This is a genomic window from Desulfoluna sp. CYM3A, assembly GCF_056829965.1.
Window position 1 is genome coordinate 2,881,397 of the sequence record NZ_CP186556.1, and the last position, 17,452, is coordinate 2,898,848.

General features: G+C 57.1%; 13 protein-coding genes and 2 pseudogenes. 8 read left to right on the forward strand and 7 right to left on the reverse strand.

Features of this window, described 5'->3' with window-relative positions; genetic code table 11:
• Window positions 1-20: 20 nt before the first annotated feature.
• Window positions 21-1,190, reverse strand: a complete 1,170-nt coding sequence (locus tag ACOYW1_RS14690) for an efflux RND transporter periplasmic adaptor subunit (RefSeq protein ID WP_482423375.1) — start codon at window positions 1,188-1,190, stop codon at window positions 21-23.
• 611 nt (window positions 1,191-1,801) lie between these two features.
• On the opposite strand from ACOYW1_RS14690, the gene ACOYW1_RS14695 reads away from it, so the two are divergent.
• On the forward strand, window positions 1,802-2,743 hold the full coding sequence (locus ACOYW1_RS14695; RefSeq protein ID WP_482423376.1) for a YceI family protein: 942 nt from the start codon (window positions 1,802-1,804) through the stop codon (window positions 2,741-2,743).
• A 200-nt stretch (window positions 2,744-2,943) separates the two neighbouring features.
• Here the strand turns inward: ACOYW1_RS14695 and ACOYW1_RS14700 are convergent, their stop codons facing one another.
• Entirely contained in the window at window positions 2,944-3,297 is a 354-nt protein-coding gene (locus ACOYW1_RS14700; protein WP_482423377.1) for a DUF6125 family protein, read from the reverse strand.
• Window positions 3,298-3,425: 128 nt separating this feature from the next.
• Window positions 3,426-4,055 carry a methyltransferase family protein gene (locus tag ACOYW1_RS14705; protein WP_482423378.1) on the reverse strand — a complete coding sequence of 210 codons (630 nt, stop codon included), beginning with the start codon at window positions 4,053-4,055 and terminating at the stop codon, window positions 3,426-3,428.
• A gap of 839 nt (window positions 4,056-4,894) precedes the next feature.
• Here ACOYW1_RS14705 and ACOYW1_RS14710 point away from each other — a divergent pair.
• The 3 genes from ACOYW1_RS14710 to ACOYW1_RS14720 all read left to right on the forward strand — a co-directional run bounded on the left by ACOYW1_RS14710 (window position 4,895) and on the right by ACOYW1_RS14720 (window position 11,186).
• Window positions 4,895-6,412 (forward strand): hypothetical protein, encoded by a 1,518-nt coding sequence (locus ACOYW1_RS14710; RefSeq protein WP_482423379.1) that lies wholly within the window; start codon window positions 4,895-4,897, stop codon window positions 6,410-6,412.
• 340 nt (window positions 6,413-6,752) lie between these two features.
• The gene (locus ACOYW1_RS14715) at window positions 6,753-8,366 is read left to right on the forward strand and encodes a hypothetical protein (protein ID WP_482423380.1); all 1,614 of its coding nucleotides are present in this window, start codon (window positions 6,753-6,755) and stop codon (window positions 8,364-8,366) included.
• A gap of 1,023 nt (window positions 8,367-9,389) precedes the next feature.
• Window positions 9,390-11,186 (forward strand): hypothetical protein, encoded by a 1,797-nt coding sequence (locus tag ACOYW1_RS14720; protein WP_482423381.1) that lies wholly within the window; start codon window positions 9,390-9,392, stop codon window positions 11,184-11,186.
• Between the two features lie 129 nt (window positions 11,187-11,315).
• Here ACOYW1_RS14720 and ACOYW1_RS14725 read toward each other — a convergent pair whose 3' ends face one another.
• Both ACOYW1_RS14725 and ACOYW1_RS14730 read right to left on the reverse strand, forming a co-directional pair.
• The gene (locus ACOYW1_RS14725) at window positions 11,316-12,224 is read right to left on the reverse strand and encodes an Ntn hydrolase family protein (RefSeq protein WP_482423382.1); all 909 of its coding nucleotides are present in this window, start codon (window positions 12,222-12,224) and stop codon (window positions 11,316-11,318) included.
• 52 nt (window positions 12,225-12,276) lie between these two features.
• On the reverse strand, window positions 12,277-12,561 hold the full coding sequence (locus ACOYW1_RS14730; protein ID WP_482423730.1) for a DsrE family protein: 285 nt from the start codon (window positions 12,559-12,561) through the stop codon (window positions 12,277-12,279).
• Between ACOYW1_RS14730 and ACOYW1_RS14735 the strand changes: the two genes are divergently transcribed.
• Window positions 12,560-12,892 carry a hypothetical protein gene (locus ACOYW1_RS14735; RefSeq protein ID WP_482423383.1) on the forward strand — a complete coding sequence of 111 codons (333 nt, stop codon included), beginning with the start codon at window positions 12,560-12,562 and terminating at the stop codon, window positions 12,890-12,892. The two genes, ACOYW1_RS14730 and ACOYW1_RS14735, sit on opposite strands and share 2 nt — an antisense overlap.
• Before the next feature lie 263 nt (window positions 12,893-13,155).
• On the opposite strand, the pseudogene ACOYW1_RS14740 reads toward ACOYW1_RS14735, so the two are convergent.
• Window positions 13,156-14,465: pseudogene (locus tag ACOYW1_RS14740) on the reverse strand ((Fe-S)-binding protein).
• A 688-nt stretch (window positions 14,466-15,153) separates the two neighbouring features.
• Here ACOYW1_RS14740 and ACOYW1_RS14745 point away from each other — a divergent pair.
• The 3 genes and pseudogenes from ACOYW1_RS14745 to ACOYW1_RS14755 all read left to right on the forward strand — a co-directional run.
• A pseudogene (locus tag ACOYW1_RS14745) lies at window positions 15,154-15,378 on the forward strand (MATE family efflux transporter); the annotation flags it as partial.
• Between the two features lie 40 nt (window positions 15,379-15,418).
• The gene (locus ACOYW1_RS14750) at window positions 15,419-16,012 is read left to right on the forward strand and encodes an MATE family efflux transporter (protein ID WP_482423384.1); all 594 of its coding nucleotides are present in this window, start codon (window positions 15,419-15,421) and stop codon (window positions 16,010-16,012) included.
• Window positions 16,013-16,017: 5 nt separating this feature from the next.
• Window positions 16,018-16,431: a hypothetical protein gene (locus ACOYW1_RS14755; protein ID WP_482423731.1), complete on the forward strand. Its 414-nt coding sequence runs from the start codon at window positions 16,018-16,020 to the stop codon at window positions 16,429-16,431.
• Here ACOYW1_RS14755 and ACOYW1_RS14760 read toward each other — a convergent pair.
• The gene (locus tag ACOYW1_RS14760) at window positions 16,394-17,437 is read right to left on the reverse strand and encodes a CehA/McbA family metallohydrolase (RefSeq protein ID WP_482423385.1); all 1,044 of its coding nucleotides are present in this window, start codon (window positions 17,435-17,437) and stop codon (window positions 16,394-16,396) included. The genes ACOYW1_RS14755 and ACOYW1_RS14760 overlap by 38 nt on opposite strands.
• Window positions 17,438-17,452 lie beyond the last annotated feature (15 nt).

A 17,452-nucleotide genomic window follows, 5' to 3' on the forward strand; every position in this document is an offset into this window, starting at 1 on the left:
CACCCTCCGGGCGAGCCGGGTTAGTTGGCCTTCATTTCCCTGACTTTCATTCCGGGCTGAAGGTAATTGACACCGGCGGAGACAATCGTTTCACCGGCTTCAAGCCCTTCAAGGACAATAATGCTGCTCCCCGACACGCTGCCGACCTTCACTTCACGCATCTCCACAGTCATGTTGCCCGAAGCGACAACCCAAACGAATTCGCGACCGGCTTCATCTGCGAAGACGGAATTGACAGGTACGAGAAAGCCTTGTTTCACCTTTATGCCCTTCAGGCCTTCCACCGCCTCCTCGCTGCCGTTGTCCTCAGTTTCCTCTTCTGCGGACTGACTCTTTCCGACCACTTTGGCCGTCATTCCGGGAAGAATGTTGGCTCCCTTGGGTGCCGGCAAGGCAAGGACAACACGGTAGGTCTGGGTCTGGTCATCCGCTTCGGTGGAAAATTCCTTGAGGGTGACGTCATGCTTGACACCGGCCATGGCGGAAAACTCCACTTCGGCAACAACGGCCCCCTTGGACTTGTTCCGCACCCTGGCCATGAGGGTTTCGGGCACATCCACCACTATCTCCAATTCCGAAACGTCCTGAAGGCTGACAATGGGGTCCTTGGCGCGAACCTCCTGAAAATTCTCCACGTACCGCCGGGCAATGACCCCTGTAAAGGGGGCCCTTAAATAGGTATCCTTCAATGCGTTCTCTGCGTTGGTCACATCGGACTTGGCCACGTCGTACTCCCGCTTGGCCCTGTCAAAATCGGCCTTGGAGACCTGCTTTTTGATGTAGAGGTCCTTGTAACGGTTATACTGATGCATGGCCTCCAGCTCGTTGGCCTTGGCCGTGGCAAGGGCTGTCTTAAAATCCCTGGGAAGGATCCGCGCCACCACCGCACCTCTTTTCACGGGGTCACCTTCTTCAACGGGAAAAGCGGTCAACGGACCGGACACCTGAAACGCAAGGTCAGCCCGCCTGCTCGCCCTGACCCTCCCCGGAAGCTCCCGGAGGTTCTCCTCAACAGCTGACGAGACGCGAAAGAGTTTTGCCGGGCGCACCACCTCCGGCTCGGGCTCTTCCTCGCCCCTCCTGCCGCAGGACAGCAACAAAACGGCCGCCAGAACCATGAGCCCCGTGCCCAGGGGCACCCTCCGAGCCAGGCCAGATACCAGGCCCCTGTCTCTTTTTTTTGATTCCATATTGTCCCCGTTTTAATGTTGATCAGTTACGAACGGCTATTCAAAACGAAACGATGGATCCGCTACAGGTAAACGATGGGGTGTAAAGATCATCGTTTAGCAAACGCCCCGGAAACAGGCCCTCTGCACCTGCACCACGCCACCCGCAGAGACCCTTTTCGGAGTGCAGGGACCCCGGGGGTGTGATATATAAAATACATATGGGATTTCAAACAGTTCCTGAAGTCGACGTGCAGGTTATCGCGGGCCGTTTAGGAGTCGGTGACGATCAGTACCTGCGCGAATCGGCAAGCCACGAAACGCGCTCTGATTATCCCCGCAGCCCGATTCGCGGGCCCGACACCCCTCCCCGAATTGCGACGAACGTCATGGGGCGCCATGGTTGGTAGAGATTGATGACCCAATCATGAGATCATGCGATGAATATATCAACAACGTGTCTCAGTTACAAACATTTAAGGTATTTCAAGGCAATTACACCCCCATCCCAGGTACAACACCGCCTTGCCGTAAAACACCATACGTAACGGTTCAGCCCCTCGTTGCCCCCTGCTTCGACCGACAGAAGGCGACCTGAATCGTAACAAACGAAACAGAGACAAGGAGACGTCATGACCGACACCCGCCCTTACGAGGTTTTGTCACCGGAAACGCTCTCCCGCTGGATGGATGGCGAGAAGCTGTTTTGCCTGCTTCACACCCTCACCGAAGACCACTTTGCAAAGGTCCGCCTTCCCCGGGCTGCCCGGGCATCGGTGTTTGAGGTGAATTTCCTGGAGCAGGTTCGCGCCGTTACCGAAGACCCGGATGCCGTTATCGTCCTTTACGGCTCCAGCCACCGCTCCTTGGACGCGGACACAGCCGCCCGAAAACTTCACAGCGAAGGGTACAGAAACCTTCATGTCCTGTCCGGGGGTATCGAGGCGTGGAACGCCGCAGGATTTCCTTTGGAGGGGGAGGCGCCGGAGATGGCAGATGCTCCGCCGTCGCGTCTTTTCATTGCCGACGGGACCTATGGTGTGGACACGGACGAAAGCACGATCCGGTGGGTCGGCAGGAACCCGTCAAACCGTCATCACGGGGAGGTGAGGCTTTCTTCGGGCACTTTGAAGGCCGAAGGCGGGACCGTCACAGGAAGCTTTGAGATCGACATGGCCTCCATCGCCAACACCAATCTGGAAGGGGACGAACTGCAGGAGGTCCTCGAGGCCCACCTCAAGTCCGATGACTTCTTCTTCACGAGCCGCTTTCCCTCGGCCCGGTTTACCATTGAAAAGACGACCCCTGTGCCGGATCCGTACTTGAGCGTCCCAAACTGCGACATCCAGGGAAAACTCGAGCTGAAAGGAATCACGGCCCCCCTCTCCTTTACGGCCACCGTCACTCCGGAGGAAGGGGGGCGCCTGGCTGCCGAGGCCCATTTCGACCTGGACAGAACCCGGTGGCATGTTCTTTACGGCTCTTCACGATTTTTCGAGCACCTGGGCATGCACCTCGTCTTCGATCCCATCAGCTTCGAGATCCGCATCGTGGCACAAAAAAGCCAGACGTAAGTCGGGGAATGAAGTTGCAGTCGGAGACCTTGCAAGCGCTTCAGACAAACAACCGGATCTCCCCTGCGCATGATCCGTGATGATGCGTCGACGACCCGCGCTCCAGATGCCGACGACGGTAGCAATGCCGAGTTCGTCAAGCCAGCACTTGATTCTGTAAAGCACCCCGCATTCATACCGGTCGATGGCGCCCAGCCGTTTTACGCCCTTATAGGCAAAGCACTCCCCTTGAGGAAACGCCCATGTGAGGGTGTTTTCACCGGGGTAACCAAAACGGACCTGCATAAAGTCAGGGATCGTACCATATGAGGATGCTTAAAAAACGTTAAAAAGTCATCGCAGCGATCCAGCGGTCCATTGATGCCCAGGACCTGTTTGAGCCGGTTAATTTCAACAGATGAAAGGGACCTGATCGCCTCTTTGTTAAGCTTGTTTGTTGCCTCAATCCCAAATGTGTTGAGGCAATGAAAAAACCACATGCCGTCGTGGGTCATCCAGCACTTGTTGAGCAGCTCCACCGTATCCTTCGTCGACATCTCGTCAAGGGATCTCACATGGCCTCCTTTGCCCCCGAAGCGAACCTATGGAAGATGATAACGGCCTGGGACTGCACCCGGTGCGCCCCAGGGTTCCGAAAAACGAAAAGTGATATAAAAGCCCGGGTTCGCCACGCGAAAGTGACTTACCAGGCCCCGGGAATCAGCCGGTACCTCACCCTGGTTGCGTACTCGGCATACCCATCCAGTTCTTCCTGAAGCATCCTGTCCTCCAGGAAGGTGCGGAGCACCGTTACCGCAATGGCAACGACACCGGGGATCAGCGCCAGCTTCGAACCGATAATAAAGGGGTCGGCCAGACAAACCAGCACCATGGCCACATACCCGGGATGCCGGACAACGCCATAGGGGCCTCGCGTAACCACTTTATGATCCCGATCCGTCTGGATACGGACCGTTCCTTCAAAGTGTTTATTGACCAGCATGGCCCAGTAAAACAGCAGAAAAAAGCCAAGGTACAATGCGATCCCGGCAACGCAACTGAGCCCTTCCATCTGGACGCCTCCGAACCGTCCGATCTCCAGCCCCGCCACCACGGGGCTACAGACGATCAACAGCAGGAAGTAGGAAAGGAGGATCAGTTTGTCCCAGCCCTTGGTCCCTTCCCTGGCTTCCGCCCTCTGGTTGGCCAGCTCCGGTGCGAACCGCAACATCAAATACCCCCCGAAAACGGCTCCGACAATATGAATGCCGAAGGCCAGCCAGGCCCTGGCAATATCCCATCGCCCGGCCACAAGAAAAAAAACAACACCCATGAGAATGTTCCATCGAACGGGTGCCAACAGATACTTTACGCCATCTTTGTTCAATTTTTGCGACAACAACCGTCTCCTTACTAAAAAAACAACACACCAAATCAAAAAAGGGGACTTCGCCCCAGCTGACAAGCCTGTGGGGCCTGACAGGCTACCTCAACAGACTGATTCTACGTATTTAAATATGAGAATAAAATTACGATATTCACAGCCATGTTTCAACAAAAAAACCGGGCTTACCACTGTGGGAGACGGCCCTTAAAGCCAGAGCCTTCCAAGGCCGAATCGGTGGGATCGGAAAAACACGGTAAGAAAGGTAACGGGAGCGTTTGTCGCCTGAAAGACAAGGATACTTTTTTCCCTTGGCAAAAAGCAAAACAATCCCTATAGTTCAAAGCATTAAAATGCTGAGACGCTCACCGTACTGTCCTCATCCCACGGACACCTCAGCCCTCTGTTATCCAATAGCAACACGCCTTACTCGGATATTTCATGAATAAGCGACCATGCCAAAACTAATTTTAGATGTCATTACGTATGGTTACTGCGAAGAGTGTATACATTTCTAAAATGCAAAATGTAATCCTCCGATTTCTGATCGATTTTCTCATCCTTCGGACTTGATGCATGGGCGCCCTGCCCTACATCTCAGTCATGTTATAAAAATCGCGACACCACGTCGTACAGATGCAGATACCCAGCTCTAAAAAGCCCAAATTAAATACTGTCACAAACAGTTACCATTCAAGACACACCCACATCGCACAGTTCATCAACATCATATCGTCGTCATAAAACGTTCATTACGTAACACCAACTCACAATCCTCAGGAGGCTCCATGAGTACCTACCCGACAATGGATAACCTGGTCAACGCCATGAACGGCAGCTCCTCAACCAACAACTGGGACATGGTCTGTTCCTACACCACGAAACAGCTCAACGACTTTCTCGCCACAGCCTACGCAAAAAAGAAACTCGTCACGGAGATGCACTTCGATGTCCAGGAGGACGATCCCCTGACAGGGGAGCCCTTTACGGTGAAATACGACCTCTTTCTCGGCAAACCCACCCTGAAATTCATCGCCGGCCGCTCAGACCAGGCCAACCTCACCATGCTCATCACCGGCGGAACGTACAGCATCTACCTGAAGGGCCAGGAGAAACCTTTCAGGACAGCCGATTTCCCCAAAAATACCTACAGCGTGGACGCCTATGTCCCCCTGGCTGCGGTCACGGGGGATACCGGAAAGGTCTCATCCAAGGGAGACATCGTCACCTTCGACGACGACAAAACCAGCCAGAGCCACGTAATCCTCCACTTTGCCAATGAAAAGGGCACCCAGTTCAAGATCATGCCCGAGCCCGATCCATCCCTGAAGGCCATCATCAACCCGCAGTTCGTCGACGCCGTGGAGAGCTACTTTACCTACCATGTCACGGAGATCGACTACGCCCTGGCCCAGGTAAACAACGACAAAGCCTCCCAGGGCAGCGTGCTGCTCACGCCCAAAGCCTTTGTCTTTGCCTCGGAAGGAGACGGGGAAACCGGCATTCTGAGCCTTTACATCCAGGTGAAGGAGAGCGGCAACCCCCCGGGCAACCGCAACCCCTCCTTTCAACCGGGCACCAAAGAGATGCTCCCCATCCCGGAAAACTTCACCGCCAGCCTCATCCTGGGCTACCAGCTCCTCACCACCAGCTACATCACCAAGCAGCTCCAGGACGAGGGCTTTACGGTGGCCTACGAATCGGTGCCCAAGGGCATTGCCTGCAGTGTCAGCAAGGACCTGGAGATCCTTGCCAAGAACGACTCGGGCCACTGGTTCTTCGGCAGCCACTACTACAAAGGGTTTGACATCAACTTCAAGGACCACCCCATTCGCATGCAGATCGCAGACGGCAGCGTCTCCCTGAACTGGCAGGCCTCGGCCGACACCTCCTGGTCCGAAAACTCTTCCTTCGGCCAATCCTCCTCCAACCACTGGGGCGGGGTGGACGTAACCCTCTCCTATGAACAGAATGGAGGCTCCATCAGCCTGGACACCACCACCGACGAAATCAGCATCGCCTCCATCTCCATCACACCCAAAGACATCCACGTCGGGCTGAGCAACGACAGCTGCAGCTTCTGGGAACGCCTGGTGGGCTGCATGGAGTCCCACCCATCGTTCTACGACAACCTGGACGACCACCTTGAGATGCCCAAAAGCCTCTCCCTGGACCTCAAGGGATTGAACTTTCTCATGGAGACAAACCTGCTGGCCCCCGGCGAGACAATGATCAACTTTGATGCCTCGGCCGGTGTCAAAACCCCCAAGGACTTTCTGCTTGTGGGACAGGTCAACGCAAAATAGCCCTGCTCATCCCCGCAGATCAACAGAGGCGGGACGCGGCTTCAACCCAACGGGCCCGGCACATGGCCGGGCCGCCAACACTGCCCGGATATTTCACGAGTCGGGTTCGCTCATGTGCAAGGCATCAGAGCTGTAGATGTGGTTTTTTACCTCAAGACTCTGATAACGCAGCAGATGAGTGCACCCGGCTCGCCCGAAGGATGAGAAAATCAAACAGCAAGCGCTGATTTACATGTTGCACGTGGCATAGTTAACATTTTTGCTGTAGGCCTTAAAATCATATGATTTCCTTTTGAGACAGCTGTTTTCTCATGCAATGTCCGGGCTAAGGAGAATTCCCATGCCCAAACCCATTGAAGTGTTGCTGTATGATCTGGCGTTCAACATGGCCAAAACCGTCTTCAAGCAAACCCCGCTCACGAGTCGCACGGTCTCGTTTACCAAAGGCGATGCTGTCTATCGCTACGGCAGCTACATCGCAGACCGGCCCCAGTTGTGGAACGAGGTGCTCAAGGTCTGGCAGCCCTTAAGCAAAGACAACAACCGCTGGACCGGTACCGACGGCAAAGGGGGCGGCAGCCAGGGCCTGTATACCTCCAACGAGTTCCTGTTCGACAAGGACTTTACCTTTGCCGAGATGAAGCACTACATGACCCAGGCCCTCACGGATACGCCCCTGGATCCCCAGACCCCGGTGGAGTACATGCATTACGAGGCGGGTAAGGCCCCGGAAGCCAAGATGGAAACAGCAGGCAACCTCCGCAGCGTCTTCCTCTACACCTTCAACCAGCCCCAGGACGGGCTGAACCTCCGGTTCACCAGATCCATGCATCTCCAGCCCTACTACAAAAACATGCTCAAGGAAGGGGCGGACATCGTCAAGGGGCGCAGCCTGGAAGACCTCTATCTGGGCGAAGACTACAGCTTTACCCGGGCCGTGGGCAACGCCGCCTTCGAAACCTTTGACCTGCCGTGCATCCAGGTTTCCTCAGCACGGGAGATCGGCGGGTTCAACACGATTTTCCGCTGCGACCAGGGCCAGATGGTACTGGACGTGGAGCCCCAGGGCCGGGCCTCGGGCTACCAGATCCTGGAAGGCGGCAGCCCCGTAGTCCGCCAGGCCTACACCATGGACGACCTCACCTACAACGCACAGTTCGACCAGCCCGAGAGCAAAAAACTCGTGCCCCTGCCCGAACAGCTGGAGGTCCTCTCTCCCCTGGAAAAAACGGTTCGGGACATGTCCGCGAAAGTGGACTGGTCCTTTGAGCCCACCACCGTGGACAAGGCCGTTGCCGACTCGGTGAACCGCCAGTTGTCGGCCATGGACACGCCCTTTGACACCTCGGTTGCCGACCTGAACAAAACCATGCAGGACGGCGTCATGGACTCGGTGGCCTCGGCCCTTACCAAGACCGGCGTAAGCCTCATCGCCCCGGAACCGGGCTTTACGGACCTGGTCACCAGGATTCAGGTCTCGGGCGTGGCCACCCTCTTCCAGTCCCAGATGGTCAAGGAGCGCCTGACAAAATTGACCGAAGAGGTCTCAGGCGGCCCGGGCTACCTTCAGACGGTCACCGACCAGGTGCTTCTGGAGAAAAAGCAGCACCTTCTTTCCCAGGAGGCGGGAACCATCCAGGCCACCATCGCCGAAGCGGGCACGGCCCGGCAGGAGACGAGCGCCTCCATGGAGACCAAAAACCAGCAGCTCAAAGAGGTGGAGGAAAAGCTCAAGTCCAAACCCGACGACCCGGACCTGAAAAAGACCCAAGAGGAGCTGACCCAGGAGCTGGCTGACCTGACGGACAAGCTCAAGGCCGAAGACGATAAATACACCAAGGCCGAAGAGGCGCAGAAAGCCAACGAGGCCGCCCAGAAAGAGGCCGAGGAGAAAAGCAAGGAGGCGGCGGAGCGTCAGGCGGCCCTTAAAGACCACGTATTCGAGGGGAAATGACATGACCAATCCCACAACCGACACCACCCTGCTCTCCAATCCCCAGGAGGCTTTCCAGACCCTGGCGTCGGGGGGCAACCTCTTTATCATCAGCGTGCTGGACGAGGTGACCCTGGGCAAGGACACGGACATCGGAGACGACCTCACCGCCTACGACCATGTCTATCTCTACGGACAGGGGTGCCTCCTGAGCCAGTCCGTCAAGCTGAAAAACAGCCTCGTCTCCGTTCAGAGCCTCACCACCACCGGCCAGGGGCTCTTCGACCTCTCCGGCAAGTCCGGTACCAGCCCGGACACCCCGAACCAGAACCCCAATGAAAAAGGACAACCCGGAGGACCGGGGGAACCGGGAGGCACCTTTCGCCTCTATCTCCAGAGCGTGGCCGACAACCGGTTGAACTTCAAGGTGTCTGTTGCGGGTGGGGCCGGAGGCGACGGCCAGCAGGGAAAGATCAACACCGACGGGGGAGACGGGGGCAATGGCGGCAACGGCGGTACCGCTGAGGTCCTTGTGGGGCTGAGCTGCTGCGACCTGCTGGACCGGCTCCGAACCGTCGCCTCATTGACCAGCCTCACCGAGCGCCATGTGGCCCTGACCCCCATCATCGGTGCCTACAAAACCGACTCCCAGTGGGCTGCCCTGATTCCCCTGCTCGCAAAGGCGGCCCGGGCCAAGACCCTGGACGACTCCACCCAGGCCCTTGAAGCCGTGGGCCAGCAGCTGGCCGCCATGGACGCCCAGTTCGACAACGCCCTGCACGGCAGCCTTCTGGTCAACGGGGGGGCCTACGGCACCTACGGGCAGGGCAAAACCCCGGGGTCCAACGGCACGTCAGGCAAACCGGGCAATAAAAGCCTCTTCACCTTCGGTCAGCTCTCCCAGCTTCCCAATCACCGGGAAAAGGGGCACACCGCTCCGGGATTCTTCGTCCACCCCAGCCAGGTAAGCCGCCTCATGGACAAGGCCAGGCTCACCTACTGGACCATGGACCCGGCGGCCCGCCTCTATGGGTCACCGACACCATGCACACTTTCTTTCAGCAGATTGAGGAAAAGACCGCCCCCTTTGCCGACACCAGCCCGGAAAACAAAGCCCTTGTTGCCTATTACACGGCCCATGAGGCCGAATACGGGGCCCTGGGGTCAGTGCAGCAGCTCCAGAGCCTCCATGCCCAGGCGGTGAACGCCCTGTTGCAGATCAAGCAGGGCCAGGACCTCTTCGGGTTTGCCGCGGACCACGTGCCCCTGGTCTCCTTTGACAGCCTCTTCCAGACCCTGGACGGGCTCATGGACAACTTCGGCCACATCCAGACCGCCTACGACGGCTACTTTGCCAAGCTCAAAGAGAAAAAGGCGGAAATCTCATCCGTGGTTGCCACCCGGCAGAAAAACGAGGCCCTTGTCAGCAACGCCAAAAGCCAGATCCAGATGCTGAAAGTCCTTCTTATCAAGCAGGCGGAGGTCATCGACAGCTACCAGAGCATCCTGCCGACGCTTAAAAAGAAGGTAACGGACCTGCTGAAAGCTTTTGAAACCAAGGTCAAGGACCACTTTGACTTCAACTTCGACAGCTTCCTCCAGAACCTGAGCATGGTGGCCTTTGCCCCGGAGTCCAAGTTCATGGCCCTGACCCAGGGCGCCGAATTCCTGCACAACTCCCTGTCCAAGGTCACGGACAGCCGGGGCATTGCGGTGAACAAGGCCTACCTGGTGGACGAAATCCAGACGGTAACCTCCAGCGTCGCGGGGTTGCAGGAGGGCTACGACGCCCTGGACGACGGCACCCTGCAACCCGACGACCCGGGCGGGGCCAAGCTCATGGCCGAAGAGCAGCAGTTCCAGACATTTTTCAACGACTTCAAGGACCAGTTCCCCGATGACCTCAAAGAGCTGAAAAAAGCCTTTGACGCCTATGTGCAAAAAGTCCAGGAGAGAAACAACCACATCCTCCAGTACAACGCCCAGGTCATCGTGGCCCTGAAAAACCACCAGCTCATCGACAGCCTCACCGCCGAAGACGCCACCTACACCGACAAGATCCTCTCCACCATGGACCCTGCCCTGCCCGACATGGTCAGCTTCATGTCCCGGACCTATTACACGGCCCGCCAGCAGATCATGGAGTTCATGGACCTGACGCAGCAAGCCTACAGGTTCTGGTCCCTCTCCGACGCCCAGATCATCAGCAGCACCTTTTCCGGCAACCTGCCCTCCCTGGACGCCTCCGCCCTGCTGGCAGCCAAAAGCGACCTGCTGACCAAAACCGACAAGGCCCTGGAGCATTTCGGCTCCAACGCCCAGCACTTCCCGGACAAACCCGGCCAGGAAGGGCTGATGGTTACGGTGGGCCAGGGGGAACGCTCGGTGCTGCAATACCTGAACCTCATGACGGTCTCCCTTTCCGCCCCCAGCCTCACCACGGGCAAGGCCGAAAGCGTCTTTGCGGGCATGTGCGATGTCCGCATCTCCCGGGTGCGGCTCTGGCTCGACGGCGTCAAGACAGATCAGGACACCTTGAGCATCCACATCACACACACCGGTGGGGAAGAGATCTACGACCAGGCCGACAACCGATTCACCTTCACCCACGAACCCGTCACCAAGCTGTTCATCTACAACCTCAAAACAAAACAGATCTTTGAAGACGCCAACTTCGGCGTGGAGCAAAGTGCAGACCAGGCAACGAACGAATACGCTGCCCTTGGCCCCTTTACCCAGTGGCAGTTCAAAATCGACCCCGCCCTGAACCCGGGCCTGGACCTCTCGGGGCTCAGCGCGGCCCGCATCGAGTTCCACGGTACCAACTACGCCTTTGCCTGAAGCGACCATTCCCTTACAAACACACATGGCCCCGGGACAGTCATCCCGGGGCCATGTGTGTTTCATTACAAAATAACAAAATTATTATTGCAGCGGTTGTGACAGATCCGGGGCAGGACAGCGCCTGTGTCATGCACCGGAAACAGACTCCAGTTCCGAAGCCAGAATCCCTTCGGCCCCCAAGGAGTGACAGATATACCTGTCGAACCCCCCTTCCGTTTCCATCAGATTGCGCCCCAGGGAGACCTTCCAGATCTTTTCCATCTCAGGGTCCGTGGTCAGGTAAATGGTTTTTTCCCGGGGCAGGCACACCATGGAACACAGGGTGTTGCATCCCGGATCATCGCACACCGTCTTCCTAAGCAGGTCAAAGCCCCGGGACACGCCAAAGGCATGCTTATGCTCCGCCAGGTAGGCATGGGCCCTGCGGTAGCGTTCCGCCCCGACACCCACCACCTCCGCAAGGGGCTTGCGGGCCATGGCGTGATTGGAAAAATTGGCCATGACCAGAAAATCCCCGTCCATCTCGGTGATGACGTGCTCTCTGTTATCTGTCTCCGTAACCATGGCATGACCGTCCACATCGGCAAAAAGGTTGTGCACCGACGGCCCTGTGAACTGGACCCACCTTTTTGAGGGAATCAGGTGCCGGACCTCCGCCACCCGGGAGCAGAATCCCAAGGTATCGTATTGGTCGCCGATGTACGCGTCCCCCTCCCCCAGGCTCTCGATCCCCGTCACATAAGGTTCGACCTCCTGGCAGGAGCAGAAAAGGCCTTTCTCGTTCATGCCGCAGGTTTTGGCGAAGTAATCCCTAAACATGGGGTCGTTCTGGGTTTTCTCATAGAGAAAAGCCAGGTGAAACACGCTCATGCCCCCACGGGATTCGATGAGAAACTTCAAAGGGACGGCAAAATAGTCAAAATTCATGCCGTAAACCACCTGCTCGCCATACACGGCAAACCCCGTGCACGCACACGCCAGTGGCACCCCGCAAAAAACAAACAACACCGACAAAAGAGAGATTTTGAGTTTCATCTCCCTTTCATCGCATGTTTTCTCCCATTTCAAAAGGATGCAACGGCCATTCCTAATAATCGAGGGTCACAATGCGCCCCTTGGTAAAGGTAAAAAAGGTCTGCTTGTCGGCAACTCGGACCCCGTCGAGCAAGTCCTCTTTGCTCTTGCCCGCCGCCTTGAGGCACCCCGGGCAGGCCATGAGGACCGCGTTTTTGTCCATGAGGGTTTTCAGAGAAGCTTTCGAGGACGGAAAATGGGAAAAGGTCACCTCTTCTGCATCCTGCAGAACGGCCTCCACACCCTTGATGTCGAAGTAGACAAGGACATCCTTGTCGTCTGCCATGATGCTGGCCATGTTCAAGGCCATCAGCAGCCTGTGGGGGATCGTCCGCACCATGGCTGATGTGGAGAAGCACCGTGCTGCAGCTCAGCACGCCCTGGCATGCAACACCGAACCAGGCCAACCCGACAAACAGAAGTGTGGACAAAAACACGCTGAGCTTTTTCATGTGTTCCTCCTTTGTTTTTTGGAAGCTGGCAGTCTGAGCCGGATATTCCACGCATCCAGAACGCCCATATTCAGGGCCTGGTCGATTTCTCATGAACTATCCGGGCTGAAACAGATCGTCATGTCCGAAGGGCAGGCAACAACAGAGGAAACCGGTGTGCATGCCACAACGGTTTAAAAGAAAAACAGGGAATTGTGATGATTTCATAAACAAGGCAAGCTGGAATTTATCCCGGGCCGGATCACGACAGATCGGCATTGGGTAATCGTCGCAACAATTCTAATACCCCACGAAGCAAAAAGAAAGGACAATATCCCATAACACCCTGCGACATTTAAACAAACCCCAGAAAAAGCCGACACAAAAAAACATGGCCGGAGGTGATCCCTCCGGCCATGCGTGCTTCTCACTTCTTATCTATCCGAGCTAACCCGGCCGGGCTAACCCGGGTCAGGAAGATTCACCTCCTGCAGGTCCTCCCCAAGGTGGATCCGCTCGGTGCTGCCGAGAACGCCCAGGGCAAGGGCCAGGATGGTCCAGGCATGGACCGCGTGATACCCGCCCCCAAAGTGCTCGCCCAGCTCATGAATCTGGGCGTGGCAATTGTGACAGCCCGTTACGCAATACGTGGCCTGTGTCTTTTTGATCTGAAGGTCCTTGATCTGGCCATAGGCAAGCCGCTGCTCCTGGACTGCAGGAACCCCCCTCCCCCGCCACAACAAAAGTTGTTGGACTTATTGGGGTACATATCCACAAAGTTGTCTTCCCCCACGCACGATTTCACCACAAACCGCATGTCATCGGCAGCAGGGTCCCCAAAGGATTTCCGAACGATCTGGCAAGGGTCCTGAAGGGTAAATTTAATCTTGAGCTCATCGTTCCAGCTGGGATCCGGCTTGAGCTTTCCTTCCCGGATCCACCGGGCATACATGGTGTACATGGTCTCGACCTTGAAGTTGTGAGGAATCTTGAATTTGTCCAGTCCTACCAGGACTGCAAAAGTGATGTGCCCTCACTCTGTGTTCAAGAATGTCTTGCACTCCAGCTCCTCGCACTGCCGGGCGCTGCGCTCGGTGAGCTCTTTCCACCCGGCGTCGTCGGCCATGAACATGCAGTAGTTCTCGGCGGCCCAGCCGGAGCTGCCGTAGGTCCAGTCCACCCCGGCAAGGTTCAGGATTTTCCAAAGGGGCCCCATCTCCTCGGGCTCGATCATGGGCTCCCTGGAGTTCTGATTGATAAAATACTCAGCCCCTTTCTTGTCGATGGGGGCCTCAAGGTTCCGTTCTTCCCAGATGGGATACTCCTCCTTGATCTCGTCTAAGATGTCCTCCACCACAAAGGCGAAATCCTCCTGGGTGCACCCCATGGCGCTGTTGGTGGGCTTGCCCAGGGCCATGTCGCAGGAGCCCAGGATCCCCTTGGGCATCTCCTCCCGGGGACGAAGCCTCCGCGCGTTGAAGACGAGCTGGGGGATATTGATCTCCATGGGGCAGGCATGCACACACCGCATGCACATGGTGCAGAACCAGGGCCATCGGCTCTCTTTGATCTCTTCATCCATGCCGAGGGCGGCCATGCGCAGAAACTTCCTGGGATCCATGTCATCCAGCCCCGTGGCAGGGCAACCCGAAGAGCAGACCCCGCAGGTCAGGCAGGAGTTGAGATTGCCTCCCTTCGGGAGAAGCTTCATGACCATGTCCTTAAAGGGACTCTTGGACCCCCCTGTCAATTTAACAGGTTTCTCACTCATAAGTTCTATTCCTTTCTTGATGGCTTTTTCACAAGGGCGAAGGCCCGGCCCGCATCACAAGAGATGACGCGACACATGATCATGGCCGGAACCGGCAGACGGCATGCTCCCTGCTGGAATACCGACAACAAGATGACACGCACAGGTATCACCTGGAGTCAGGAATCGGTGAAAGGAGAGAAAATGAAGGCAGAGACGGACAGAGAATGAGAGGAGAAGACAGCCGATATACACCAAATGCCAAAGACACACGCCATACCCCCAACTCTACCAAACCCGCCATCCCCTGTAAATACGGAAGGTTTGCCAGCGACAAAATCCAAGGAGATATCCGAATTGAGCTCTGAACGCCAAGGCCACAGTCTTTTTTCGCGACCACGGTTCTTCCCCCCAGACAAACACCGTTCAGCCCGCCATCTCCGCGACAGAAAGATACCCCGCGTACGCCCACATAAGCAAAAGCCCCTGTGGACGGGGCTTTCCGGCAAGGATATACAGAGAGAACATAAACAAACCAGTTCACCCCGACACATGCGTTCACCGCATATCCCTGCCTGCAAAGGCCCTCTCATCGCAGAAAAAACCGGTGTTTCAACCAACAAAAACCAAGGCCCGAGCCATGAATCGTCTTTACTCAAAAATCCTGGTGCTCTCCGCCCCCACCATCTTTGGCCTGATCATCCAGGCCATGTACCAGGTCCTCAATGCGTATTTCGTGGGATTTCTGGGGGTATCCGAGCTGGCAACCGTGAACCTCACCTACCCCCTGACCTTTGTGCTCATCGCATTGGGCCAGAGCATCGGCATCGGCACGGCGGCCATCACCTCACGAAGCATCGGGCGAAATGACCTTGCCCACGCAGATGTAGCCGCTGCCAACGGGCTGATGCTGGGGTTTCTGGCCGGAGGGGTCTACCTTGGGGTGATATTCTGGAAATTTGACCTTGTGGCCCGTGTCATGGGAACCGTCCCCGGAGTTTGGCCTGTTTTACACGTACGGCAGGCTTATCCTGGTGGCCTTCCTCCTGGTGCTTGCCAACACCATCTTCGGCTTCATCGCGCGAAGCCAGGGGGGCACCCTGTTTTCCATGGTGACGTTGATCATTGCCTTTGCCCTCAACGCCCTCTTCGATCCCATTTTCATTTTTTGGATGGACCTGGGCATCCGCGGAGCAGCCTGTGCCACCTTGCTTGCCCAGATCCCCGCGGTGGGAGCATACATCTGGTATTTTTCGAGCAAAAAAAGCCGAATCCGAATTCGTCCAGCCCTCCGGGCCGTAAACCGCCGCATCTTCGCAACCATCCTGAGCATCGGTATCCCCACCTTCATGGCTTTTGTGATCAATGTCCTGGCAGTGGTCCTGGTCAACCGACAGGCCGCCGTTTTCGGAGCAGAGGCCGTGGCGGGGGTCGGCATCGCCCTGAGGCTCTACACGGTATCCACCCTGCCCGTCATGGGCCTTGCCAACGGCTCCCAGTCATTGATCGGGGCCTGTGTGGTGGACACAGACCCCGCAAAAATCAAAGACCTTCTCTCTCCGCCCTGATCAAAATAGGTACGGGATACGGAACCTTTGCATCCCTTCTCTTTTTGATCTTTTCCAGGCCCATCGCGGCCCTTTTTTCAACGGAGGCTGCCGTAACAACAATTCTGTCCGGCTCCCTTGCCCTCTACATGGGCTTTTTCGCCATGGTCCCGGTTCAACTCATCGCCATGATCTTCGAGCAGTCCAAGGGCAACGTCAGGCTTGCCATGTATGTCTCTTTCGCCCGCCAGGGCATCTACCTCATCCCGTTGCTGCTGGTCCTGCCCGGATGGCTCGGCATCAACGGGATCGCCGCCAGCCAGCTCTTCTCGGACCTCACGGCAGGCTTGTCCTGTGTGCTGCTCCTGCGGCGGCAGGTGTTCGCCGCCACGGATGCAACACCTACCGGGCCGGAAAATTCACATAGATGGGGTTGGTGACCGCCTTCACCCGGCCGTAGAGCAGGCGCTGGAAAAGAAGAAGGTCGGGGGTTCCCATGAGTTCCGCGCGGTAATAGGTCCTGCCCCTTGACGCCGGGGTGTCGGTAAAGGTCACACGGGTGGAGCCGCCGCTGACGATCCAGGCCCTGTGGGGAATACCATTCAGAACACCAACAAGGTAGGTGTCTTTTCCGGCCAAAAGCCCCAGCAGCGAGGGAAGATCCACCTCCCCTGCCACGAGCTTCACCAGGTTCTCGGCCGTGAGTTCTTTGACCCTTGGCACGGCAAACCAGCCCGGCGGGGCCGGGTTGCGGATATCGATCTGAAAGGAGAGCTCCCGGCCCGGGGCCTGGACCAGGTTATCCCCCATGAGGGTCTCGAAGTGTCCGTCGCCGTCCCGGTCGGCCACCAGGTCCAGGCGCTCGGCGTCCGGGGCGTAGCTCAGGGAGACATGGCCGTTTTTCAGGCTGCGAAGGATGGCGTCTCCCGTCTTCTCTTGGGCGTAAACCCAGGTGGTGGGGTTTCCGTGGCCGAAGAGGGCCGCCTCGATCTTTGCAAAGGGGTCCGAGGCGTACTCGGCAAGTTTGTGGGTGTCCGAGCCCCCCACACCGGTCATGCGGCGCCCTTTAAGGAGTTCGGCATCCCAGAACGGGTGGCTGGACCAGCCGTTGAGGTTGGGGATGCGGTACATGCTGTTCCAGATCTCGATGGTGTCCACGGCGTTGTCCACATCATACTCCCAGGGACAGCAGAAAATGGCCGAGGGGTGGTTGATGGAGAAAAGGGCTTCCCCGTCATGGGCCCCGTACACCGCGGCCACGGCATCCTCGTCGGTGTTGGCGTGCCAGAGGGGCGTGTAGTCAAAGGGCGCTGCGGCCCAGGCATTGGCGTGGCCCTTGCCGGTGGTCCACTCCACGCCGTAGAGGAGCACGGTCTCCTCGGAGGTGTAATCCGGGTCTTCCCAGTGGGTGGGCATCCGTACCCGGGCCGGGGTCTTCGGGATCAAACATGTTCGAATCGT

Excerpts from the sequence above, each read along its gene's own strand:
- ACOYW1_RS14715 (WP_482423380.1), top strand. The coding sequence starts at position 6,753 with ATGCCCAAACCCATTGAAGTGTTGCTGTATGATCTGGCGTTCAACATG.
- ACOYW1_RS14735 (WP_482423383.1), top strand. The coding sequence starts at position 12,560 with ATGTTCAAGGCCATCAGCAGCCTGTGGGGGATCGTCCGCACCATGGCT.
- ACOYW1_RS14725 (WP_482423382.1), bottom strand. The coding sequence starts at position 12,224 with ATGAAACTCAAAATCTCTCTTTTGTCGGTGTTGTTTGTTTTTTGCGGG.
- ACOYW1_RS14705 (WP_482423378.1), bottom strand. The coding sequence starts at position 4,055 with ATGGGTGTTGTTTTTTTTCTTGTGGCCGGGCGATGGGATATTGCCAGG.
- ACOYW1_RS14720 (WP_482423381.1), top strand. The coding sequence starts at position 9,390 with ATGCACACTTTCTTTCAGCAGATTGAGGAAAAGACCGCCCCCTTTGCC.
- ACOYW1_RS14690 (WP_482423375.1), bottom strand. The coding sequence starts at position 1,190 with ATGGAATCAAAAAAAAGAGACAGGGGCCTGGTATCTGGCCTGGCTCGG.
- ACOYW1_RS14695 (WP_482423376.1), top strand. The coding sequence starts at position 1,802 with ATGACCGACACCCGCCCTTACGAGGTTTTGTCACCGGAAACGCTCTCC.
- ACOYW1_RS14730 (WP_482423730.1), bottom strand. The coding sequence starts at position 12,561 with ATGGCCAGCATCATGGCAGACGACAAGGATGTCCTTGTCTACTTCGAC.
- ACOYW1_RS14710 (WP_482423379.1), top strand. The coding sequence starts at position 4,895 with ATGAGTACCTACCCGACAATGGATAACCTGGTCAACGCCATGAACGGC.